Below are 21,743 nucleotides of genomic sequence, written 5' to 3'. Positions count from 1 at the left end.
ACCGTGAAGCGGCTCGGGCCTGAGCCCGCAGCGCGACAGTGAAAGAGGACTCCCCGCCCATGACCACCACCACGGTCCACCTCGTCCGCCACGGCGAGGTGCACAACCCCGAGCGCATCCTGTACGGCCGCCTGCCCGGGTACCGGCTCAGCGATCGTGGTGAGCAGATGGCAGGCCTGGTCGGCCAGCATCTCGCTGAGGCGGATATCGCGGTGGTCCGCTCCTCCCCGCTGCTGCGCGCGCAGCAGACCGCCGCCCCGATCGCCAGCCCGCACGGCCTCGAGATCACCACCGACCAGCGGCTCATCGAGTCCGGCAACCACTTCGAGGGCCACCGGATGGGCCATGGTGAGGCCAAGCTGAGCGATCCGCGCAACTGGCGCTGGTTCCTGAACCCCTTCCGCCCCTCCTGGGGCGAGCCCTACCGTGCGCAGGTGGCACGGGTGGTCTCGGCGGTGCACGACGCGCGCGCCGCGGCCGAAGGCCGTGAGGCCGTGCTCGTGCTCCACCAGCTCCCGATCTGGGTGACGCGCCGCAGCGCCGAGGGCAAGCCTCTCTTCCATGATCCGCGCCGCCGCCAGTGCGGGCTGTGCTCGGTCACCAGCCTCCGCTTCGTGGGCCCGCACCTCGCGGACGTGGGCTACGCCGAACCCGCTGCCGCGCTGTACGCCGGGGCGGTCGACGCCACCGGAGGCAAGCTCACGTGAGCATCAGGACCTCATCCTCGCGCACCCTGCGCCTGACCCGGCGCGGCCTGCTGGGAGCGGCCGGCGGCGCCTCCGCCGCGCTGCTGCTCGCCGCCTGCGGGACCGACACCGGCGAACGCTATGCCTCCGGGGATTCCGGATACGTCTCCGGCGACGGCGTGGCCACCGAGATCCCGCCGGCGGACCGCGGTGAGCCGCTCGAGTTCTCCGGCACCTCCTACGACGGTGAGCAGATCGCGGCCGCCGACCGGCGGGGCGAGGTGCTGGTGCTGAACGTCTGGTACGCCTCCTGCCCGCCCTGCCGCAAGGAGGCTCCTGACCTCCAGGCGATCCACGAGGAGTACGCGGAGCAGGGCGTGTCCTTCCTGGGGGTCAACGTGCGCGATGCCGCCGGCCCGGCGCAGGCCTTCGAGGAGCGCTACGGGATCACCTACTCCTCACTGCCCGATCCGGACGCCGAGATCATGTTCTCGCTGCGAGGCCAGGTCGCACCCAATGCGGTGCCCTCCACCCTGGTGATCGACCGCGAGGGTCGGGTCGCCGCACGCATCTCCGGCGCCGCGGACCCCTCGGTGCTGCGCGCGATGATCGATGTGGTGGTCGCCGAATGATCGTCGCCGAGGTCGGGGCCGCCTTCCAGGCCACCGCGCTGTCCGGCTCGCTGCTGCTGGCCGTGGCCGTGGCCGCTGCCGCGGGCCTGGTCGCCTTCCTCTCTCCCTGCGTGCTGCCGGTGGTGCCCGGATACCTCGGCTACGTCTCGGGGCTCGCCGGGCAGAGCGCGGTGGGACCGGGCACGGGCGCCGGCGCGAAGCGCGCCCGACCCCGCACCGGGCGCTTGCTCGCCGGCAGCGCACTGTTCGTCGCCGGCTTCGCCATCGTCTTCATGGTGCTCGGCGGATTCGCCGGCGCGCTGGGCTACCTGCTCCAGGCGTACAGCGTGTGGATCAACCGCGTCGCTGGCGCGATCGTGATCCTCATGGGTCTGCTGTTCATGGGGGTGTTCCCCGGCCTGTCCGCCACCCGGCCCGTCTCCTCGAAGCGACCCGATGCGGGACTGCTCGGTGCTCCGCTGATGGGACTGATCTTCGGGCTCAGCTGGACACCCTGCATCGGACCCACCTACGCGGCCATCGTCGCCCTCTCCCTCGACGGCGGAGGCGAAGGTGCTGCGCTGCGCGGCGCCGTGCTGGCACTGGCCTACTCGCTGGGCCTGGGCATCCCCTTCATCGTCTTCGCGCTGCTCTTCGAGCGGGCACTGGGCCTGAGCAAGAAGCTCGCCGCCCACCGGCGCACCATCGGCCTGCTCTCCGGGGCGCTGCTGATCGCGATCGGGGTGCTGCTGATGACCGGCGTGTGGTCGACCTGGATGAGCGGGCTGCAGGGCCTGATCGCGACCTTCGAGCCGGTGGTGTGATGAACGAGAAGACGCCCGGGAACAACCCTGGCACCGACGCTCCGGACACTCCTGCTCCGGACACTGCCGCTCGCGGGGCGAGCGGCTCCTGGAGCAGCAAGCCCGAGATCGACGGCACCGCGCCGGTCACCGTGCCCGGCCTGGGCCTGCGCGGCACGCTGCTGTTCCTCTGGCGCCAGCTGACCAGCATGCAGACCGCGCTGATCCTGCTGATGCTGCTGGCGGTCGCCGCGGTGCCCGGCTCGCTCTACCCGCAGCGCAGCGTGAACCCGGCACTGACGGATCAGTTCCTCGAGGAGAACGGCAAGTGGGGGGAGTTCCTCGACGCGCTGGGCTTCTTCGAGGTCTTCTCCTCGCCGTGGTTCTCCGCGATCTACCTGCTGCTGTTCATCTCGCTGATCGGCTGCATCGTGCCGCGCGTCGGCGTGCACCTGCGGCAGCTGCGCTCGAAGCCGCCGCGGACCCCCTCGCGGCTGAATCGGTTCGTCGGCCATACCCGGGTCGAGCTGCCCGGTGCCGATGCTGACACCCTGCTGCAGCAGGCGCAGCATGCGCTGCGCCGCTCGCGCTATCGCACCGAGGTGCGGGAGGAGACCGCCTCCCGCTCAGTCAGCGCCGAGCGGGGCCTGCTGCGGGAGACCGGCAACCTGGCCTTCCACATCGCCCTGGTCGGGGTGCTGGTCTGCATCGCCGGTGGGCAGATGACCAGCTACCGGGGCCAGATCACGGTGATCGAGGGCACCGGGTTCTCGAACTCGCTGACACAGTACGACTCCTTCGAGTCCGGGGCCTGGTTCGACGAGCGGGACATGCCGGCCTTCCGCCTCACCCTCGAGGACTTCCGCGCCACCTACGTTCAGCCCGGGGAGTCCGGCAACGTCGGCGAGCCCCGCTCCTTCGAAGCCGACGTCGCCGTGACCACCCCCGGGGACCCCGAGCGCTCGCAGACCGTGCAGGTCAACAAGCCGCTGCACATCGACGGCGCCTCGATGTACCTGCTGGGCAACGGCTACGCCCCCGAGGTCACCGTCACCGACCCCGAGGGCACCGTGGTCGCCGAGGGCCCGATCATCACCGTTCCCATGGGCGATGTCGGCTACACCTCACAGCTCGTGATCAAGGCCCCGGATGCCCGGCCCGAACAGACCGCCGTGGTCGGATACTTCCTGCCCACCGGCACCATCGACGAGCAGGGCCCCCATTCGCTGTACCCGGATTCCCTGGACCCACAGCTCGCGCTGACCGTCCACCAGGGCGATCTGGGCCTCGACTCCGGGATCCCGCAGAACGCCTACGAGGTGGACGTCACCACCCTCACCCCAGTGGCGGGGGAGGACGGCACCCCGGTGCTGATCCGCCTCTACCCCGGCCAGGAGTTCGAGCTGCCCGACGGCACCACCGTCAGCTTCGACGGGCTGCGGCGCTACGCCGCCTTCGACATCGCCCACAACCCCTTCGAGCGCGGGATCCTGGTCAGTGCCCTGGTCGCTGCAGGCGGGCTGATCCTGTCGCTCTTCGTGCCCCGCCGCCGGGTGTGGGTGCGGGTGCGGAGCACAGCCGATGGCGCCGTGCTCGAGGTGGCAGGACTGGCCCGCAGCGACGACCCGACTCTCGAGGCAGACGTGCACGCTCTGGCCTCGAAGCTCTCCACGGCGCAAGATGGACCCCTGGCCGAGGACCGCAGCAATGACGACGAACGGCTCCCACGAGCCGCGAAGAACTCCTCTGAAGGAAGTGCACAGTGATCAATGAGCAGCTCGCAGAGCTCTCGAACCTCGCGCTCGTGGTGGCGATCGTCCTCTACGTGCTCGCCCTGATCGGCTTCTCCGCCGATCTCTCCTCGACCTCGCAGCGACGCAGCGATGCGCGCCTCGCAGCCCTGGACGAGCAGGAGGAGACGCGCGTCCTGCAGACCGCGACGGTCGCCTCCGAAGGGGCCGCCCCGGTCTCCGTGGAGCGCGGGACCAGTGGTCCGGATGGCCCGCTCGCCGCCGCCGAGGGAACAGGGGTGCATGCTCCCGGCGCCATGACCGCGCAGAAGTTCGCGTTCATCCTCTCCATCGGCGCGACGCTGCTGCACGTGCTGGGAGTGCTGGCCCGTGCGATCGCCACCCAGCGCGTGCCCTGGGCGAACATGTACGAGTTCGCGACCACCAGCTCCGCCCTGGTGATGGTCGCCTTCCTGGTCTTCAGCATCAAGCGCACCGAGCTGCGCACGCTGGGCACCTTCGTGGTCGGCCCGGTGCTGCTGATGCTCCTGCTCGCCCAGACGTTCTGGATCGTCCCCGCCGCGGCGCTCACCCCGAGCCTCCAGAACTCGCACTGGCTGATCATCCACATCGGCATCGCGATCATCGCCACCGCCCTGTCCATCCTCGGAGCGGTGGTCGCGGCCCTGCAGCTGCTGCAGGGCCGCCATGAGCACGCTCTGGCGGAGAAGGCGGCCGCCGGCGAGGTGCTGCCCGAGCACTGGGGGCGCGCCGGCCATGTGCTGGACCGCCTGCCCACCTCGAAGGTGCTGGAGTCGCTGAGCTTCCGCATCCACTCGATCGCCTTCGTGTGCTGGACCTTCACCCTGATGTTCGGCGCGATCTGGGCACGAGAGGCGTGGGGCCGCTTCTGGGGCTGGGACCCGAAGGAGGTGTGGACCTTCATCATCTGGGTGATCTATGCGGCCTACCTGCATGCGCGGGCCACCGGCGGCTTCCGCGGCAGCCGCGCCGCGGGCCTCGCCCTGGCCGGCTTCGTGGCCGTGGTCTTCAACTACACCATCGTCAATACGGTGATCAACGGCCTGCACTCCTACTCGGGCCTGTGAGCAGGATCAGGAGCATCTGAGCAGGCACAGAAGCCGCAGCAGGCAGCACTCGGCCCGGGACGGATCCCTCCGTCCCGGGCCGTTGTTCGTCGTCAGTGCCCGTCGTCAGTGCCGTGTGCGGTGCTCAGGTCTCGGTGCGGAGCTCCGTCACTGTGCGGTCACGGTGCGGTGCTCAGTCCCGTTGCGGGGCTCAGGCGCCGCGGTCGTCCTCGCCCGCAGCAGGATCGCTCCCGCCATCCGGGCCGGGCCGGTCCTCTCCCTGCACGCCCTGCTCATCCTGGTCATGCTGCGTCCGCTCCCGACGCTCCCGACGGATGTCCTCGTCGAGCCTGCGCAGGAAGTCGGGGTCCTCGTCAGGTGCCAACGGGCCCTGCCGGCGCGGGCGCCCGCCGCCACCGGGAACGCTGCGGTCCTTGCCCACGAAGAGCCAGGTGATCGGCCCCACCCAGGGGATCAGCACGACCAGCACGATCCACGCCCATTTCGGCAGCCCGCGGATCTTCTCGTCCTCGGTCTGCACGCAATCGGCGAGCGCGAAGACGGTCAGGGCGATGGAGAGAACTGCAAGAATGCCGCGGGCCATGACCGAAGTCTAGGCAACGGACCTGATCGCCGGGTGGGGGAGGCAGATCCGATGGCGCGGGCAGCGGCTTGCGAGCGGATCCAGGCAGGAGAACTACCCTGGACCCATGCGTCAATTCCTGCTCTACGCCGTCATCCGCCTGGGACTGTGGATCCTGCTCTGGTGGGCACTGACCCTGCTGGACGTCGGGGTGATGCTGGCCGGGGTGCTGGCGGCGCTGATCGCGATGCTGATCTCGATCCTGTTCCTGGACCGGCTGCGGGACGCCGCCGCGATGCGCTGGAAGGCGGCCGACGAACGCCGGGCAGAGCGCCGCGGCCCCGACATCGACGAGGACGCCGAGTACGAGGACGCCATGCTCGACGATGCCGCCCGGAACGGCGAGGCGGGCACCGGGAGCGATCTTCGGGGCGCGGGCGCGGCGGGCCCTGCTGCGGGACCGGCGCAGCTGCCGGATCTTGATGAGCCCGACCACGATCAGCCCGGCCCTGATCAGCCGGGTCAGGTCAGAGGATCAGACCGATGAGCAGCAGGAGCGAGTAGACCAGCTCGAGGCGACCAGTCGCGCCGAGCACCGGGATCAGATCACGACCCCGGGCCCCGCGCAGCACGGTGAGCACCGGGCCGATCGCGAGCGGCAGGGCGAGCAGCACCAGGGCCACCGGCCACTGCTCTGCGATCACCGGCACCATCAGCACGAAGGGCACCAGCAGCGTCGCGGCGTACAGCCCGCGCGTGCCCCGTTGCCCGAGCCGCACCGCGAGGGTCCGCTTGCCGGCCACCTCGTCGGTGGGGATGTCCCGTAGGTTGTTGGTGAGCATGAGCGCCACGGCGAGCAGCCCGATCGCGACCGAGGCGAGCATCGCGATCCAGGTGGGCTGCTGGGTGATCGCGTAGGCGGTGCCGTTGACCGCGACCAGCCCGAAGAACACGAACACGAACAGCTCCCCGAGCCCCAGGTATCCGTAGGGCTTCTTCCCCCCGGTGTAGAACCAGGAGGCGGCGATGGCGGCGGCGCCCACCACCAGGGCCCACCAGATCTGGGCGAGCGCGATCAGCGCCAGCCCGAACAGGCCACCGAGGGCCAGTGCGAGGATCGCGGCGCGCTTCACGGTGGCGGGGGCGGCTGCGCCGGAGCCGGTCAGGCGGAAAGGTCCCACCCGGTCATCGTCCGTGCCGCGGATCCCGTCGGAGTAGTCATTGGCGTAGTTCACGCCGATCTGCAGGGAGAACGAGACAGCGAGGGCGAGCAGCGCCCGGGGGATGACAAGTGACCAGTCCACGTCCCCGTGCAGGTTCTGCAGCTGCCAGACGGCGGCGCCGGTGCCGGCGGCGACCGGGGCCAGTGCGGCGGGGAGGGTGCGGGGTCGGGCGCCCTGCACCCACTGGGACAGACTGGCCATCGTGCTCCTCGAGGATGCGGGGGAAGAGTGGGGGAAGAGTGCTGGCCGCCGCACGACGGCCTCCACGAGGATACGCCGCGGTCAGATCCCGGAACCGGCCCCGGCACCGAATCACACCCCGCCTCTGCATCACGCCCGCTTCTGGATCGCGCCTCAGCGACCGGCCCCTGCACTCCGCCTGTCAGGCCCCGCTCGGGTGGGGCGCTACCTGGCCTCGCTGGCGAGGCGGCGGGCGGTGGCCCGGTCCACCTTGCCGATGCCCAGCAGCGGCAGCTGCTCCACGACGTGCACCCGCTTGGGGATCATGTGGGCAGGCACCTCAGAGGTTCGCAGCGCCGAACGCACCAGGGAGGTGGCCTCCGCCGGGTCGATCCCCGGCTCGAGGGTGACCAGAGCCTCGATGCGCTGCCCCCACTCCGGGTCCGCGACTCCCACGACCACGTTCGTGCGCACCATCCCGCGCAGCATCAGCGAGCGGTCGATGGCGCGCTCGACGTCCTGGGGCAGGACTTTGCGGCCCCCGGTGTTGATCACGTCGTCGGCCCGGCCCAGCACGGTCAGCGCTCCGTCGACGGAGAGCTCGGCGAGGTCGGAGGTGAGGAACGCACGCTCTGCACCTGCACCTGCACCTGCACCTGCACCTGCACCTGCACTCGCATCCGCGCCTGCGCCTGCATCCGCAGTCGTGTGAGAGGCGAAGGGGGTGGTGTCGACGCCGCCGTCAGCGGTGAGATACCCGAGTGCGAGGGTGGGGGAGGAGATCTCGAGCCGCCCGGCCCCGGAGGCGTCAGGCTCGGTGAGCCGCAGCCGCACGCCCGGCAGCGGCGCGCGGTCGTAGACACAGCCGCCAGCGGTCTCGGAAGAGCCGTAGGTGGTGCGCACAGCGATCTTCTGGGCGCGGCACCGGGCGAGGATGTCGGCACTGGTCGCCGCACCACCCACCAGCACGGCGGCGAAGCGCTTGAGCAGGGAGCGGGCGCGCACGTCGGCCCCGGAGGTGCCGGTGACGATCCGGCTCAGCTGGGTGGGAACGAGCGAGGTGAAGGTGGGCAGGCCGAGCTGCTCGGCCCGGGTAAGAGCGGGTCCAGCGAGCGCCACGAACGCCGCGGCATCGAAGTGGCCGCGCAGATCCGGCAGCGGCTCCGGGAGTGCGGGCCGGCCCAGGCCCAGCACCTGGCCGGTGCGGTGAGCGCGGGCGATGACCTGCACCCCGGCGATATGGGTGGGCGGCAGCAGGGGCAGCCAGAAGCCATGCCCCCGGCTGTCCGCGGCGGTGCCGTCGGCCGCGAAGAGCTGCGCGGTCGCATCCTGTGAGACCAGCAGCGCCTCGCGGGTCAGCGCGACCGCCTTGGCGATGCCGGTCGAACCGGAGGTGGGGACCACCAGCGCGGTGTCCTCGAAGCCGGCCGGCAGCTGCGACGGAGCGGCGAACGGCCCCAGCCACAGCCGTGCCCGCCCTGCCATCACCTCACCGATCGCCTCGACGTGAGCGGTGAGGGAGGCTGCGGAGGCGTCATAGCCGGGCGGGACCAGCCAGGGCAGGGACCCCGCGGGGGAGTGGTCGCTCATCTCAGCCCTGCGGGTGCGGGAACCGGGACCAGTCAGGGTCGCGCTTCTCGAGGAAGGCGTCGCGACCCTCGGCGGCCTCGTCGGTCATGTACGCCAGGCGCGTCGCCTCCCCGGCGAAGACCTGCTGGCCCATCAGCCCGTCATCGGCGAGGTTGAACGCGAACTTCAGCATCCGGATCGCCTGCGGCGACTTGGTGGCGATGGTCGCCGCCATCTCCAGCGCCACATTCTCGATCTGAGCGTGATCGACCACGCGGTTGACCGCGCCCCAGTCGTAGGCGTCCTGGGCGGAGTACTCCTCGGCGAGGAAGAAGATCTCCCGGGCCCGCTTCTGACCCACCTGCTTGGCGAGATAGGCGGAGCCGTAGCCGCCGTCGAAGGAGCCGACGTTCGCATCGGTCTGCTTGAACCGGGCGTGCTCGCGGGAGGCGATCGAGAGGTCCGAGACCACGTGCAGAGAATGCCCACCGCCCGCAGCCCAGCCATTCACCAGCGAGATGACGACCTTGCCCATGGTGCGCATCAGGCGCTGCACCTCGAGGATGTGGAGCCGGCCGGAGGAGCCGGTCCGCACCTGCGCGGTGTCGCCGTACTCCTCCTCCGCCGCGTATTCGTAGCCTGCGCGGCCCCGGATCCGCTGGTCCCCGCCAGAGCAGAAGGAATGGCCGCCGTCCTTGGGAGAGGGGCCGTTGCCGGTGAGCAGGATGACGCCCACGCCGGTGTCCAGCCGCGCATGGTCCAGCGCCCGGTACAGCTCGTCGACTGTGTGTGGGCGGAAGGCGTTGCGCACCTCGGGGCGGTCGAAGGCGATCCGCACGGTGGGCAGGTCCCGCTCGGTGCGCTCCCCATCGGCGGACTCGATCCGCTGGACCGCCCGATGGTAGGTCAGGTCGGTCAGCGCGGGCCCGCCGTGCTCGCTCGCGGGCACCTCCCGCCAGAGGTGCGGATCGAAGGTGTCGGAGACCCGACGGGGCAGCGGAGCAGGCGGGGTGGTCATGGAAGCCAGGGTAGTCCGGCCGCCGTCGACTGAGGATCGCCGACGAGCCGGCCGTAGGTCAGCACGTCCAGGCGCTCCCCGTCGATGAGGAACTTCCCCCGCTCGGTGCCCTCGTGAACGAAACCCGCCGCGCGGGCCACGGCGCCGGAGGCGGGATTGTTCGCGCGGTGGCCGAGCTCGAGGCGCTCCAGCCCCCACCCTCCTAAGGCCGACGGCGCCAGCGCGCAATCGGCGACCGCTGCCGCCGCCCGGGCAGCCAATCCGCTCCCGCGGTGCGCGGCATGGAGCCAGTAGAAGAACCAGCCGTTCCGGTTCTCCTCGTCGATGCTGATCGCGACCAGGCCCACGAGAACGTCGTTCCCATCGACGATCGCGGTCGCCCGGCGCTCAGAGGACAGCAGCCACGCCGTCTGCTCCCGAGCCTGTTCGAGAGTGGTCACGGTGCCCTGCCGGGCCATGTCCGGCGCGGAGCGGTAGGCCTCCAGGAGGGCAGGAGAGTCGTCCGTGCGCACGGGACGCAGCCGGTAGCCGTGGGATGGGTCCGGAGGAAGAGGCCGGGCGGAGGGTGTGGGAGAGTCCGGGAGGAAGGGCGCGGTCACGGTGCCATCCTCTCGGCTTGGTCTCGACGCCGCCACCTCATTACCCTCGAGGGCATGAGAATCCCCTCCGCCCTGCGCGAGCGCGGCATCGATCGCGTCCACGCGTGGTCGATCCCCATGACCACTCGCTTCCGCGGCATCGCCGAGCGCGACGGCCTGCTGCTGCACGGCCCGGCCGGATGGTCGGAGTTCTCCCCGTTCTGGGACTACGACGCGGAGGAGTCCGCTGCCTGGCTGCGCGCCGCGCTCGCCGACGCCACCACCGAACGCCCCGCCCCGCTTCGCGACCAGATCGAGGTCAACGCGACCATCCCCGTGGTCCCCGCGGTGCTCGCCCATCGCATCGCGACCGTCGGCGGAGCCCGCACCGCGAAGATCAAGGTCGCCGATCCGGGATCGACCCTCGCCGAGGACGCCGAGCGGCTCGAGGCGGTGCGTGACGCGATGGGCCCCGCCGCCCGCCTGCGGATCGACGCCAATGCCGCCTGGACCCTCGAGGAGGCACTCACAGCACTGCCCGTGCTGGAGCGCGCCGCCGGCGGTCTCGAGTACGCCGAGCAGCCCTGCGCCGAGCTTGCGGACCTCGCAGCCCTGCGCCGCGCCCTCGGCATTCCCATCGCCGCAGACGAATCCGTGCGCCGCGCCGAGGACCCGCTGCTCGTCGCCCGCGCCGAGGCCGCTGACCTGCTGGTGATGAAGGTCCAGCCCCTCGGGGGAGTGCAGCGCTGCCTGGAGCTGGCCGAACAGGCCGGCCTGCCGGTGGTGGTCTCCTCCGCGCTCGAGAGCAGCGTGGGACTCAGCGCCGGCCTCGCCCTCGCCGCCGCGCTGCCGGAGCTGCCCTATGCCTGCGGTCTCGCCACCGCCACGCTGCTCACCGGCGATCTCGTCGACGAGCCGCTCCGCGCGGCGCAGGGTGTCCTGCCCGTGGACCGCCCCGAGCCGGCTCCTGAGCTGCTGGAGCGCCACGCCGCGGGCGCCGAGCTCACCGCCCGCTGGGAGCAGCGCCTCGAGGCGTGCACCGCGCAGCTCTGACTCGACGCTCGCCGCGGTGCTGACCCCGCGCGCATTACGCTGACGGGGTGCTTGAGCGAACCTCCCTGACCACCCCGCCCGCGTGGATCGACGCCCCCGTGCCCACAGGCTCCGGGGCGGTCGACCAGTCCGTGGCGCTCTGGAGCGCGCTGGCAGCGCTCGGCGTGCGCGAGGCTGTGATCGCCCCCGGCTCCCGATCGGCCCCGCTGGTCTACGCCCTGGCCGTGGAGGGGAACGCGGAAAGGATCCGCGCTCACGTGCGGATCGATGAACGGGCGGCGGCCTTCACGGCGCTCGGGCTGAGCCGTCAGGACCCGGCGCATCCGGCAGCGGTGGTCACGACCTCGGGCACCGCCACCGCGCACCTGCATGCCGCGGTGATGGAGGCCCACCACTCCCGGATCCCGCTGCTGGTGCTCACTGCGGATCGTCCCGCCGAGCTGCGGGAGGTGGGTGCCAATCAGACCACCCGGCAGGCCGGGATGTTCCGCTCCCTGGTGCGCCTGGCCGTGGACCTGCCGGCTCCTGCGGCCGTCCAGGCGAGCCCCCTCGAGCTGCGCACCGCCGTCTCCACCGCTGCGAGGGCGCTGGCCGCGGCGACGGCGGAACATCCGGGCCCGGTGCACCTGAATCTCTCCTTCCGGGACCCGCTGGTGCCGCGCCCACAGGCCGGTGACTCACCGGACCACGACTCGACCCGGAGCGCTTCCGAACCCTCCCGTGAGCGGATCGTGCTCACCCACCGCGCCCACCCGGTGGCACCTGCCCCGCAGCCGGTGCCGGTCGATGACCGCACGGTGGTCGTCGCAGGGGACGGCGCAGGTCCCTCCGCCGCCGAGTTCGCTGCCCGCCACCAGCTGCCGCTCCTGGCCGAACCGAGCTCCGGTGCGCTCCACGGGGTAAGCCTGGTGCCCCGCTATCCCGCGCAGCTGCGCGCCGTGATGGCTGATCCGGAGCATCTGCTGCGACCGCAGCGGGCGATCGTCTTCGGCCATCCCACGCTCTCCCGTCCCGTCGTCGGCGCCCTGCTCGGGGCCGAGGACGTCGAGGTGATCGTGGTGGATCCGCACCTGGACTGGCCCGACGTCGCCCGCCGGGCGCGACTCGTGGTCCCTGCCGCGGTAGGGCAGGAGACGCTCCCCGTGGACGAGACACGGCGCACCGAGCGGCTGGCGGCCTGGGCAGAGGCGGCCACCGCTGCCGCAGCGGCGCTGCCGATGACCTGGCAGCAGCACGCCGCGCTCGCCGTCTGGGAAGCCTCCGGCCCAGAGGACGTGCTGGTGCTCGGCTCCTCGAGCCTGATCCGCGACCTCGAACAGCACGCAGGCCCGAGCGCGGCCCGGGTCATCGCCAATCGTGGTCTGGCCGGTATCGACGGCACCGCCGCGATGGCCGGAGGCATCGCCCTGGCCCTGCAGGCCCTGCAGGCCCAGCTGGCGCAATCGGCGCAGCCGGCTCAGCCGGCTGAGCGGGCCCCCGACACGCGGGACGCTCCCGGACGCGTGCGGGCGCTGGTCGGCGACCTCACGGCCCTGCACGACCTCACCGGGCTGATCATCGGACCGGAGGAGGAGACTCCAGAGCTGGACCTGATCGTGGTCGATGACGGCGGCGGCCGGATCTTCTCCGGACTCGAGCATGCCGCGGCCCCGCCCGCGCTGCTGCGACGTTTCTTCACGACCCCGCACGGGGTCGATATCACCGCCGCGGCCGCTGCGCTCGGGGCGACAACCCAGCAGGTCACCCCTCAGACGCTCCCGGCCGCTCTGGCCGAGCCGGCCCACGGTCTGCGCGTTCTGGTCGTCCAGGAGACATCCAGCAGCATCCCGAGGAACTCTTGAACAGGGATGCTGATATGGACCCCATGAAGGACGAGCGCGCTTCGCACGAGGATGATCACTTCTCCGCCTCCGGGCAGCCCTGGCAGTCAGAGTCTCCGGCTTCCGACCCTCTGGCGCCCGACCCTCTGGCTCCCGACTCTCGGACCGATCAGGGCACCTCCCCCTCGGCCACTGCCGAGGTGTCGAACCCTGCAGCCGTGTCCGCTGCAGCCACTCCCACCACCGCGATCCCCGCCGTCTCGACCCCTGACCCCGCTGGCACCGCCGCCACCGCCGGCACCGTCATGAGCGGTGCAGCTGCGCCTGCTCCTGGACCAGCACCTGCTCCGTCGCGTCGCGGGCCGGGCTGGGGCGGGGTGACCGGTCTGGTGGCGCTCGGGATGCTGCTCTCCAGCGGGGCGACGCTCGGGGGAGTGGTCGCCTACGACCAGCTCAGCGGCTCCGATCTCGCCCCCATCGTGCAGGAGGCCCCCGTCTCGAGCGCCGAGGCCCGACCGGCCGCGCTGTCCAGCGGCGAGGACGCTGATTGGGCGAGGATCGCCGAGCTGGTCGGGCCCAGTGTGGTGGCGATCCACGTCTCCACCGGCAGCGGCACCAGCCAGGGCACCGGCGTGATCCTCGACGAGCAGGGCACGATCCTGACCAACAACCATGTCGTCGATGGAGCCCAGGGCGTCGAGGTCACCACGAGCGACGGGCTCAGCTACCCGGCCTCGATCGTCGGCACCGACTCCATCACGGACCTCGCCGTGCTCCGGATGGACTCCGCGCCTGGGGACCTCCAGCCCGCCGCCTTCGCCGACTCGACGACGGTCGAGGTCGGGCAGCCGGTGATGGCGCTGGGCACCCCGCTGGGACTGCGGAACACGGTCACCACCGGCATCGTCTCCGCCCTGGACCGTCCGGTCACCGCCTCCGGGGAGGAGTCCGACGGGTCCGACACCACCTATTCGTCCGCGATCCAGACCGATGCCGCGATCAACCCCGGCAACTCCGGCGGCCCGCTGGTGGACGCCGCCGGCCAGGTGATCGGGATCAACACCGCGATCGCCGGGATCCCCAACGCCTCCGGTCAGGCCGGCAGCATCGGACTGGGCTTCGCGATCCCGTCGAACACCGCGACGATGATCGCCCGCCAGCTCCAGGAAGATGGCACCGCCGAGCACGCCTTCCTCGGAGTGACCAGCAAGGATGGATCCTCCTCGGAGGGTGGAGCGACCCATCGTGGGGCCGAGGTCGTCAGCGTCGAGCAGCAGAGTCCCGCCTCCGAGGTCGATCTGCGGGAAGGCGATCTCATCATCGAGGTCGACGACGTCCCGGTCGGCGGTGCCGCGGCGCTCACGGGCGTGGTGCGCGGGCTCGAGATCGATTCGACGCACCGCTTCGAGGTGGTGCGGGATGGTGCCGTGCAGACGCTCGAGGTCACCCTCGGGGTGCGTCCCTCCTGAGCCTCAGGCGGAGGATTCTCCGCGCAGGGCGCGCAGCATCGGCCGACACTTCGCGAGCGCCTCAGCATGCTCGGAGACGGGATCCGAGGCGGCGACCAGGCCCCCACCGGCCTGCATCACCACCGTCCGGTCATCGACCAGGTGCGCCATCCGCAGCGCGATCGCCCACTGCCCGTCCCCGCGGGCGTCCATCCAGCCCACCGGAGAGGCGTAGCCGCCGCGGTCCTGGGGCTCGAGCCGCGCGATGATCTCGTCGGCCTCTTCCCGCGGCGTGCCGGACACCGCAGCCGAGGGGTGCAGGCGCGAGGCCACATCGAGGCTCGTGGTGCCGTTCCGCAGCCGTGCTGAGACGTCCGAGGCGAGATGCTCCAGTCCCGGCAGGCGCAGCACGAAGGGCTCAGGCGAGACCTCGATCTCCTCCGCCAGGCCGGCCAGCCGGTCCACCACGGAATCGACGGCGAAGGCATGCTCGGAGCGCTCCTTCGCATCGGCGCGGAAGGCGCGGCGGTCCACCTCGTCGAGCTCGCCGTCGTCGGCCACCGGGCGGGAGCCGGCCAGCACCCGCGAGAAGACCCGGCCGTCCTCGGTCTGGGCGAGCATCTCGGGGCTCGCGCCCACCACATCCTCGAGGTGATACACCCAGGTGCTCGGATAGGCGCGGGCCAGCCGGGTGAGCAGCACCGCAGGCTCGAGGGGGACGCGGCTGCGCACGGTGGTCCGCTCGGAGAGCACCACCTTCGCGGCGCGGCCCGCGTGGATCTCGAGAATCGCCTCCTGCACCAGCGCCTGGTACTCCTCCGGGGTGTGGTCGGCCTCCAGGTCGAACTGGTCGGGGCCCGCCGCGGACACCGGGGGCGAGGGGAAGAGGTCCCGCCAGGAGGTGGGCAGCGAGGGCTCCTCGTCGACGCCGACGACGGTGAGGAAGGCCTCGCCGTCGTGCACGCCGAGCAGAGCGCGCGGCACCATCAGCGTCGAGGGGCGCTGCGAGGCGTCGGCATAGGAGAAGCTGCCCAGCGAGATCAGCCCGCTGGTGCGCACCCGCACCTCGTCATCGACCCGGGCGCGGTCGGCCATCTCGCGGAATGCGGCGCTCGCGGCGGTGAAGCGGTGCCGGCCGGTGGTCTGCACGGACCAGGCCGTGCCCAGGGCCACCACTCCCTGGCCGTGACGGATCCAGGCACCGCTGACCTCGGCGGGGACGTGCTCGAGCAGGTCGACCGGGTCCTCGATCCGCTGGGTGCGCACGAACAGGGTCGCCGCGGGGGCGTCGGGGGCATGGAGCGGGGCAGACATCCCCGTCATTATGCGACACCGCAGCCGCTCTGGGCCGTGACCCGCGTCCCGTGGCCAGATGCGCCGAGCCGCTGCTGCGAGGTGCGACCATGGACCGGCGACCCCGCCCGAGGGGCGTGCGGAGCCGCTCCCGGCCCCGCGTCCCCGTCCCCTCACTTCCTGAAGGAGCGAGCACGTGAGCAGCACCGCCGAAAGCATCGCGACACCTCTGGTCCGCGGTGTCCTCGGGGCGCTCACCTCGCTCGGCATCGCCGTCGCCGTCGTGGTGGTGCCGGCGCTGGCCGCACAGGTCGCCGGGACCGCGTCGACCGCGACCGCGCTCGACGCGATCATCATCTCCCTGAACCTGCTGATCCTCGGGCACGGCGGCGGCATCATGCTGAGCACCGGGGTGATCGACGGCGCCGTGACGCTGACCCCCTTCGGCCTGTTGCTCCTGCTCGTGCTGCTGTCCGCCAGCGCCATGCGACGGGTGGGCCGGGCGCTGCGGCCGGTGCGGGACGACGGCCTGCTGCGCACCGGCGCGCTGCGTGACGTCGGCTCCGCGCTGGGCATGTACGCGCTGGTCTATGCGATCGGACTGGCGCTGGTGGCCAGCATCGGTCGCAGTGCGGACTCCTCGCCCATGGTCACCTCCGCGGTGGTCTCCGGGGCGATGGTCGCGGTGACCGGTGGTCTGATCGGGCTGCTGTGGTCCCTGCGCCGGGAGCCGACGGAGTCGGTGCCCGGGGTGCGGGTCCTGGACCTGCTGCCCGCACCGTATGGCGATATCGCACGCTCCGCGCTGCTCGCGGTGACCGGGCTGCTCGGCGTCGGCATGGCGGTCGTGGTGGTGATGCTCCTGCTCTCCGTGCCGGCGCAGTCCGCGCTGTTCGACGGCCTCGCCCCCGGCCCCGTCGGCGGGCTCGTGCTCGCTCTGGTCCAGCTCGCCCTGCTGCCGCTGCTCGCGGTGTGGGCGCTGACGGTGGTGCTCGGCGGCACCGTGGGCGTCGGGACGGCCACCGGCATCTCCCTGGCCGGTGCGGAGACCGGCGTGTTGCCCGCGCTGCCTCTGCTGGGTGCGCTGCCGGCTCCCGGGTCCTTCCCCGGGTGGGCCTGGGTGCTGATGATCCTGCCCGCGATCCCGGTGGCGCTGGGGGCGGTGCGACTGGTGCGCGACGTCGCCGCCCTCGAGCGGCGCGACCGGATCACCGCCTGGGTGGCGTATCCGCTGGTCGTCATCGTCGCCCTGCTGCTGCTTGCCGGTCTGTCCACCGGCGGCATCGGTGACGGGCGCCTGGTGCATCTGGGACCGCAGATGAGCACCCTGGTGCTCCCGCTGATCGGGGTCGTGGTGCTCACCACAGCCGTCGTGCTCGGGGTGCTCGCGACCCCGCTGATCCCCTGGACCCGCGATGCGTTCCGGTCCATGCGGGAGCGGGTCGAGGCAGCGGAGCGCACCGAGCGAAGTGGGGACGCCGGAGGTCGAGAGGACGCCGGTGGCGAGGACACTGCGACGGCGGACGGGGCGGAGTCGGCGGACAGCTCAGCAGTCGAGGACGTCCCCGAGCCCGTGATCCTTGCGACCGCCGACGCCGTGAAGCTCGACGCTGAGAAGATTGGCGCAGGGCGGAACCGTGCAGGGAAGACGGACGCGGGGAAGACCGGCGCAGGGAAGACCAGCGCAGAGGCGAGCGCCGACCTCGAGCCTGATGCCTGGTCGCTCGATACCGAGGATGCCTCGGACCCCGCGCAGCCCGGCTCGGGGATCAGCCGCCGAACAGACCGCTGATCCACTGGGCCATGGAGCCCTGAGCGGCGTCGTCGCACTGGATCCGGGCCTGCTCGGTGATCGCCGTCGAGCGGCACTCCTCGAGCTCGGCCATCGGTCCGTAGAACAGGATGCTGAGTGTCGCGCCCGCGATGATCAGCAGCGTCGCCGGCACGCCCAGCAGTGCACCGATCACCGCCATCGAATAGCGCCGTTCCCTGATCGACAGCACGATCACCGGGATCAGCAGTCCCAGGGCGACCAGGCCCGTGATTCCGGACAGCAGCGAATACGGCAGCGGGGAGAGCATCAGCAGCCAGGAGGCCAGCATCGCCAGGGTCAGCCCGCCCACCAGGCGGGGGCGGCGCCGCGATGCCTGGTCCTGCTTCGGGCCGGGGGAGGAGTCGCTGTTCATCGAGTCCATTGTGCCCGTTCGCGCGCGCAGGCACGGCCAACCCGGTTCTCTATCGCCGACTCGTCACCACGCGCTCGTCGAACGGGTCTGTCGGTCGGACCCGTCGGCCGCACCCGTCAGTCGGGCCCGTCAGCTGCATCCGTCGGCCGGGCCTGTCGGTCGCACCTGTCGGCTGCAGCCGTCAGCCGCACCCGTCAGCCGCACCCGTCGTTCTGACCTGTTCGAGGGAATGCGGCCCGCGCAGCTCGTCGTGGCTGCTGCAGGAGGACTGCGATGACTACTCTGGAGCGGTGAACCGCCTCCCCGTCGTCGTCCTCATCTCCGGTACCGGCTCCAACCTCGCCGCCCTGCTCGCCGCCGCGCGCGGCGAGGACTGTCCCTATGAGGTCGTCGCCGTGATCGCCGACCGCGATGCCACGGGCCTCGAGCATGCCCGGGCCGCTGCCATCCCCACCGAGGTGGTGTCACTGTCCGCGCATCCGGACCGCGACGCCTGGGATCAGGCGCTCGTCACCGCTGTCGCGGCGCACAGCCCGCACCTGGTGGTGCTGGCCGGCTTCATGAAGCTCGTGGGGCCGCCGCTGCTGGAAGCCTTCGGCGGGCGGATCATCAACACCCACCCCGCGCTGCTGCCCTCCTTCCCCGGAGCTCACGGGGTGCGCGACGCGCTCGCGCACGGGGTCAAGGTCACCGGCTGCAGCGTGATCGAGGTCGATGCCGGTGTGGACACCGGACGGATCCTCGCCCAGACCGCCGTGGAGGTGTTCGACGAGGACACGGAGGAGACCCTCCACGAACGGATCAAGGCCGTCGAGCAGCCGCTGCTGGTCGAGGTTGTGCGGCGTCTCACCGCGGCTGGCTGAGCCGAAGGGGCCTACGGGCCCCGGCTAGGATGGCGGCACACGACTGGCGAAGGTGGGGGACCACCGGGGAGTGACGAGCGTGGACATCGACCGCCTGGGTGCCCGCAGCAGCAGATCCGAACAGGAGCACGCCCCGTGAGCACCGCAGAACGCCGCCCCATCCGTCGAGCCCTCATCTCCGTCTTCGACAAGACCGGCATCGTCGACCTCGCCCGCACCCTCGCGCAGAACGGCGTCGAGATCGTGTCGACCGGCTCTACCGGGTCCACGATCCGTGACGCAGGCATCGCCGTCACCGACGTCGAGAGCGTGACCGGCTTCCCCGAGATGCTCGACGGCCGGGTCAAGACCCTCCACCCGCGCATCCACGGCGGGATCCTCGCCGATCAGCGGCTCGACGCGCACCGCACCCAGCTGGCCGATCACGACATCGCACCCTTCGACCTGGTCGTGGTGAACCTGTACCCGTTCAGCGAGACGGTCGCCGCCGGGGGCACCTTCGACGAGATCATCGAGAAGATCGACGTCGGCGGCCCCACCATGGTGCGCGCCGCAGCGAAGAACTTCGCCTCCCTCGCCGTCGTCGTCGACCCGGAGGTCTACCGGATCGCCGCCGAGGCCGCCGAGGCCGGCGGGTTCACCCTCGCTGAGCGCCAGGAGCTCGCGACCATCGCCTTCACCCGCACCGCCGAGTACGACGACGCGATCAGCGACTGGATGCTCGAGCAGCTCGAGGACACGGCCGAGGATGACACCCCGACCGGCGCCGACGACCAGGCAGACTCCGACGAGGACGGCTCCTTCGACGACGACGAGGACATCTCCATCCTCGACCTCTCCGATGCCGACGCCGCCGAGCTCGGCATCACCGCGACCCTGCGCTACGGCGAGAACCCGCACCAGCGGGCGCGTCTGGCCGTCACCGACGAGAGCGCCCCGGGCCTGGCCGGCGCAGAGCAGCTCGGCGGCAAGGAGATGAGCTACAACAACTACGTCGACGCCGACGCCGCCGTGCGCGCGGCCTACGACCACGACCGTCCGAGCGTCGCCGTGGTCAAGCACAACAACCCCTGCGGTATCGCGGTGGCCGACGAGTCCGAGGACATCGCACTCGCCCATGCCCGCGCCCACGGCACCGATCCGGTCTCCGCCTACGGCGGTGTCATCGCGACCAACCGTACGGTCACCCTCGCCATGGCCCAGCAGGTCAAGCCGGTCTTCACCGAGGTCATCCTCGCCCCCGGTTATGAGGACGAGGCGCTCGAGCTGCTGCGCACCAAGAAGAACCTGCGGATCCTGCGACTGGTGGGGGAGTACTCCCGCAGCGTCGAGATGCGTGAGATCTGGGGCGGGATGCTGATCCAGGACGCGGACACCATCGCCGCTGAGGGCGACGATCCTTCGCAGTGGACCCTCGCCGCGGGCGACGCGGCGGATGCCGCCACCCTCGCGGACCTCGCTTTCGCCTGGCGCTCGGTGCGGGCTGTGAAGTCCAACGCGATCCTGCTGGCCAAGGACTCCGCAGCGGTCGGCATCGGGATGGGCCAGGTCAACCGCCTGGATTCGTGCCGTCTTGCCGTCGCCCGTGCGAACAGCCTGGGACAGGCCGCCGACGGTGCCGCGGTGCCTGAGCGGGCCCGCGGTGCGGTCGCCGCGTCGGACGCGTTCTTCCCCTTCGCCGACGGTGCACAGATCCTGCTCGACGCCGGCGTGCGCGCGATCGTCCAGCCGGGCGGCTCGATCCGCGACGAGGAGGTCATCGAGGCCTGCCGTGCAGCCGGGGTGACCATGTACCTCACCGGGACGCGCCACTTCGCGCACTGAGCCGGTCGCCCGCCCCGGCGGCGAGGACTCTCGCCGGGGCGGTGCAGGCATCCGCGCCCGCGGAACCGGCGTCCCGCTCACGCGGGGCGCCGGTGCCCCCATCGCGCATGTCGAGGGGCCCTCAGTTCACCGAATGGACATGCGGGGCCTCTAGAGTTGGACCCATACACCAGCGTGCGAAGGAGCGACCGTGAAGATCCCTGACAACCAGAGCCTGCGCGAGTACATCGAGCATCTGCGCGAAGAGGGGTACTCGGTCCTCGACGGGCACACTCCGGACCCGGATCTCATCGACCCTCAGGGCAATCCCGTCTACACCTGGCAGGAGGGATACCCGTACGAGACCCGCATGGACCGGGACGAGTACGAGCGCGAGAAGTACAAGCTCCAGGTCGAACTGCTGAAGTACCAGTACTGGCTCGAAGACAACGATCAGAAGTCGATCATCATCTTCGAGGGGCGGGACGCGGCCGGCAAGGGCGGCACCATCAAGCGCTTCACCGAGCACATGAACCCGCGCACCGCCCGGGTGGTGGCGCTGAACAAGCCCAGCGACCGCGAGCGCGGCCAGTGGTACTTCCAGCGCTACATCCAGCATCTGCCCACCGATGGCGAGATGGTCATGTTCGACCGCTCCTGGTATAACCGGGCCGGAGTCGAGCGGGTTATGGGCTTCGCCACGCCCGAGCAGTACGAGACGTTCATGAACCAGGTGCCCTACTTCGAGCGGATGCTGGTCGATTCCGGCATCCACCTCACCAAGTTCTGGTTCTCCGTCTCCCAGAAGGAGCAGCGCACCCGCTTCGCGATCCGCCAGCTGGATCCGGTGCGGCGGTGGAAGCTGTCCCCGATGGACCTCGAGTCCCTGGACCGCTGGGAGGCGTACACCGAGGCGAAAGAGGAGATGTTCCGCCGCACGGACAAGAAGTACGCGCCCTGGACCATCATCCGCTCGAACGACAAGAAGCGGGCGCGGCTGAACGCGATGCGCTACTTCCTCTCGCAGTTCGAGTACGAGGACAAGGACCACGAGGTCGTCGGGCTCCCCGATCCCAAGCTCGTCATGCGCGGCAAGATGGAAGAGGCCGACGAGTGAGCTGATGCTCCCTCGGCGCGCCCGCATATACCGTGCGCGCACGCACGCACCCCTCCCGCACTCGCACGCACCGACACGCCGGCCCAGAACA

At 71.2% G+C, this 21,743-nt stretch carries 20 protein-coding genes and 1 riboswitch; of the genes, 13 read left to right on the top strand and 7 right to left on the bottom strand.

Annotated features, from left to right (window positions below):
• The first annotated feature begins 59 nt into the window (after positions 1-59).
• The 5 genes from ACT3T9_RS12140 to ccsB are packed head-to-tail and all read left to right on the top strand — an operon-like array spanning position 60 to position 4,939.
• Positions 60-707, top strand: coding sequence for a histidine phosphatase family protein (locus tag ACT3T9_RS12140; protein ID WP_441444433.1), 648 nt, complete (start codon positions 60-62; stop codon positions 705-707).
• Positions 704-1,318, top strand: a complete 615-nt coding sequence (locus ACT3T9_RS12135; protein ID WP_444606684.1) for a TlpA family protein disulfide reductase — start codon at positions 704-706, stop codon at positions 1,316-1,318. The genes ACT3T9_RS12140 and ACT3T9_RS12135 overlap by 4 nt, the downstream gene beginning before the upstream one ends.
• Complete coding sequence (locus tag ACT3T9_RS12130; protein ID WP_442332292.1) at positions 1,315-2,121, top strand: cytochrome c biogenesis CcdA family protein; 807 nt, start codon at positions 1,315-1,317, stop codon at positions 2,119-2,121. Before ACT3T9_RS12135 ends, ACT3T9_RS12130 begins: the two co-directional genes overlap by 4 nt.
• A complete protein-coding gene (gene resB, locus ACT3T9_RS12125) occupies positions 2,121-3,866 on the top strand; it encodes a cytochrome c biogenesis protein ResB (RefSeq protein ID WP_444606683.1) in 1,746 nt (581 codons plus the stop codon). The genes ACT3T9_RS12130 and resB overlap by 1 nt, the downstream gene beginning before the upstream one ends.
• Positions 3,863-4,939 (top strand): c-type cytochrome biogenesis protein CcsB, encoded by a 1,077-nt coding sequence (gene ccsB / locus ACT3T9_RS12120; RefSeq protein ID WP_441444437.1) that lies wholly within the window; start codon positions 3,863-3,865, stop codon positions 4,937-4,939. Before resB ends, ccsB begins: the two co-directional genes overlap by 4 nt.
• A gap of 190 nt (positions 4,940-5,129) precedes the next feature.
• Here ccsB and ACT3T9_RS12115 read toward each other — a convergent pair whose 3' ends face one another.
• The gene (locus tag ACT3T9_RS12115; RefSeq protein ID WP_444606682.1) at positions 5,130-5,522 is read right to left on the bottom strand and encodes a PLD nuclease N-terminal domain-containing protein; all 393 of its coding nucleotides are present in this window, start codon (positions 5,520-5,522) and stop codon (positions 5,130-5,132) included.
• 106 nt (positions 5,523-5,628) lie between these two features.
• On the opposite strand from ACT3T9_RS12115, the gene ACT3T9_RS12110 reads away from it, so the two are divergent.
• A complete protein-coding gene (locus ACT3T9_RS12110) occupies positions 5,629-6,048 on the top strand; it encodes a DUF4229 domain-containing protein (RefSeq protein WP_444606681.1) in 420 nt (139 codons plus the stop codon).
• Here the strand turns inward: ACT3T9_RS12110 and ACT3T9_RS12105 are convergent.
• From ACT3T9_RS12105 to ACT3T9_RS12090, 4 genes are all read right to left on the bottom strand, one after another.
• Positions 6,029-6,925 (bottom strand): 1,4-dihydroxy-2-naphthoate polyprenyltransferase, encoded by an 897-nt coding sequence (locus ACT3T9_RS12105; protein WP_444606680.1) that lies wholly within the window; start codon positions 6,923-6,925, stop codon positions 6,029-6,031. The genes ACT3T9_RS12110 and ACT3T9_RS12105 overlap by 20 nt on opposite strands.
• Before the next feature lie 204 nt (positions 6,926-7,129).
• Positions 7,130-8,494 (bottom strand): AMP-binding protein, encoded by a 1,365-nt coding sequence (locus tag ACT3T9_RS12100; protein WP_444606679.1) that lies wholly within the window; start codon positions 8,492-8,494, stop codon positions 7,130-7,132.
• 1 nt (position 8,495) lies between these two features.
• Positions 8,496-9,491, bottom strand: coding sequence for a 1,4-dihydroxy-2-naphthoyl-CoA synthase (locus ACT3T9_RS12095; RefSeq protein ID WP_441444442.1), 996 nt, complete (start codon positions 9,489-9,491; stop codon positions 8,496-8,498).
• Positions 9,488-10,090 (bottom strand): GNAT family N-acetyltransferase, encoded by a 603-nt coding sequence (locus ACT3T9_RS12090; protein WP_444606678.1) that lies wholly within the window; start codon positions 10,088-10,090, stop codon positions 9,488-9,490. Before ACT3T9_RS12090 ends, ACT3T9_RS12095 begins: the two co-directional genes overlap by 4 nt.
• Before the next feature lie 54 nt (positions 10,091-10,144).
• On the opposite strand from ACT3T9_RS12090, the gene ACT3T9_RS12085 reads away from it, so the two are divergent.
• From ACT3T9_RS12085 to ACT3T9_RS12075, 3 genes are all read left to right on the top strand, one after another.
• Positions 10,145-11,122, top strand: a complete 978-nt coding sequence (locus tag ACT3T9_RS12085; RefSeq protein ID WP_441444444.1) for an o-succinylbenzoate synthase — start codon at positions 10,145-10,147, stop codon at positions 11,120-11,122.
• Positions 11,123-11,169: 47 nt separating this feature from the next.
• Entirely contained in the window at positions 11,170-12,963 is a 1,794-nt protein-coding gene (gene menD / locus ACT3T9_RS12080; protein WP_444600791.1) for a 2-succinyl-5-enolpyruvyl-6-hydroxy-3-cyclohexene-1-carboxylic-acid synthase, read from the top strand.
• Positions 12,964-13,160: 197 nt separating this feature from the next.
• Positions 13,161-14,411, top strand: coding sequence for a S1C family serine protease (locus ACT3T9_RS12075; protein ID WP_444600792.1), 1,251 nt, complete (start codon positions 13,161-13,163; stop codon positions 14,409-14,411).
• Between the two features lie 3 nt (positions 14,412-14,414).
• Here ACT3T9_RS12075 and ACT3T9_RS12070 read toward each other — a convergent pair whose 3' ends face one another.
• On the bottom strand, positions 14,415-15,704 hold the full coding sequence (locus ACT3T9_RS12070; protein WP_441444447.1) for an isochorismate synthase: 1,290 nt from the start codon (positions 15,702-15,704) through the stop codon (positions 14,415-14,417).
• 175 nt (positions 15,705-15,879) lie between these two features.
• Here ACT3T9_RS12070 and ACT3T9_RS12065 point away from each other — a divergent pair, with 175 nt between their 5' ends.
• On the top strand, positions 15,880-17,475 hold the full coding sequence (locus ACT3T9_RS12065; protein ID WP_441444448.1) for a cell division protein PerM: 1,596 nt from the start codon (positions 15,880-15,882) through the stop codon (positions 17,473-17,475).
• On the opposite strand, the gene ACT3T9_RS12060 is transcribed toward ACT3T9_RS12065, so the two are convergent.
• Positions 17,453-17,869, bottom strand: a complete 417-nt coding sequence (locus tag ACT3T9_RS12060) for a hypothetical protein (protein WP_442332576.1) — start codon at positions 17,867-17,869, stop codon at positions 17,453-17,455. The two genes, ACT3T9_RS12065 and ACT3T9_RS12060, sit on opposite strands and share 23 nt — an antisense overlap.
• A gap of 290 nt (positions 17,870-18,159) precedes the next feature.
• Between ACT3T9_RS12060 and purN the strand changes: the two genes are divergently transcribed.
• From purN to ppk2, 3 genes are all read left to right on the top strand, one after another.
• Positions 18,160-18,732 (top strand): phosphoribosylglycinamide formyltransferase, encoded by a 573-nt coding sequence (purN, locus tag ACT3T9_RS12055; protein WP_441444450.1) that lies wholly within the window; start codon positions 18,160-18,162, stop codon positions 18,730-18,732.
• A gap of 29 nt (positions 18,733-18,761) precedes the next feature.
• Positions 18,762-18,839: riboswitch (ZMP/ZTP riboswitch) on the top strand.
• A 28-nt stretch (positions 18,840-18,867) separates the two neighbouring features.
• Positions 18,868-20,556: a bifunctional phosphoribosylaminoimidazolecarboxamide formyltransferase/IMP cyclohydrolase gene (purH, locus tag ACT3T9_RS12050; protein ID WP_442332574.1), complete on the top strand. Its 1,689-nt coding sequence runs from the start codon at positions 18,868-18,870 to the stop codon at positions 20,554-20,556.
• Positions 20,557-20,746: 190 nt separating this feature from the next.
• Positions 20,747-21,652 carry a polyphosphate kinase 2 gene (gene ppk2 / locus ACT3T9_RS12045; RefSeq protein WP_441446339.1) on the top strand — a complete coding sequence of 302 codons (906 nt, stop codon included), beginning with the start codon at positions 20,747-20,749 and terminating at the stop codon, positions 21,650-21,652.
• Positions 21,653-21,743: the final 91 nt, after the last annotated feature.

This window comes from Brachybacterium sp. AOP29-B2-41 (genome assembly GCF_052378395.1).
Classification (GTDB): domain Bacteria; phylum Actinomycetota; class Actinomycetes; order Actinomycetales; family Dermabacteraceae; genus Brachybacterium.
Note: the sequence above shows the minus strand (reverse complement) of the source record. Positions and strands in the feature narration are given on the sequence as shown.

What these genes read in the sequence shown, in the direction of transcription:
- ACT3T9_RS12140 (WP_441444433.1), top strand. Translation starts at nt 60, where the DNA reads ATGACCACCACCACGGTCCACCTCGTCCGCCACGGCGAGGTGCACAAC.
- ACT3T9_RS12130 (WP_442332292.1), top strand. Translation starts at nt 1,315, where the DNA reads ATGATCGTCGCCGAGGTCGGGGCCGCCTTCCAGGCCACCGCGCTGTCC.
- resB (WP_444606683.1), top strand. Translation starts at nt 2,121, where the DNA reads ATGAACGAGAAGACGCCCGGGAACAACCCTGGCACCGACGCTCCGGAC.
- ACT3T9_RS12115 (WP_444606682.1), bottom strand. Translation starts at nt 5,522, where the DNA reads ATGGCCCGCGGCATTCTTGCAGTTCTCTCCATCGCCCTGACCGTCTTC.
- ACT3T9_RS12110 (WP_444606681.1), top strand. Translation starts at nt 5,629, where the DNA reads ATGCGTCAATTCCTGCTCTACGCCGTCATCCGCCTGGGACTGTGGATC.
- ACT3T9_RS12105 (WP_444606680.1), bottom strand. Translation starts at nt 6,925, where the DNA reads ATGGCCAGTCTGTCCCAGTGGGTGCAGGGCGCCCGACCCCGCACCCTC.
- ACT3T9_RS12100 (WP_444606679.1), bottom strand. Translation starts at nt 8,494, where the DNA reads ATGAGCGACCACTCCCCCGCGGGGTCCCTGCCCTGGCTGGTCCCGCCC.
- ACT3T9_RS12095 (WP_441444442.1), bottom strand. Translation starts at nt 9,491, where the DNA reads ATGACCACCCCGCCTGCTCCGCTGCCCCGTCGGGTCTCCGACACCTTC.
- ACT3T9_RS12085 (WP_441444444.1), top strand. Translation starts at nt 10,145, where the DNA reads ATGAGAATCCCCTCCGCCCTGCGCGAGCGCGGCATCGATCGCGTCCAC.
- ACT3T9_RS12070 (WP_441444447.1), bottom strand. Translation starts at nt 15,704, where the DNA reads ATGTCTGCCCCGCTCCATGCCCCCGACGCCCCCGCGGCGACCCTGTTC.
- ACT3T9_RS12060 (WP_442332576.1), bottom strand. Translation starts at nt 17,869, where the DNA reads ATGAACAGCGACTCCTCCCCCGGCCCGAAGCAGGACCAGGCATCGCGG.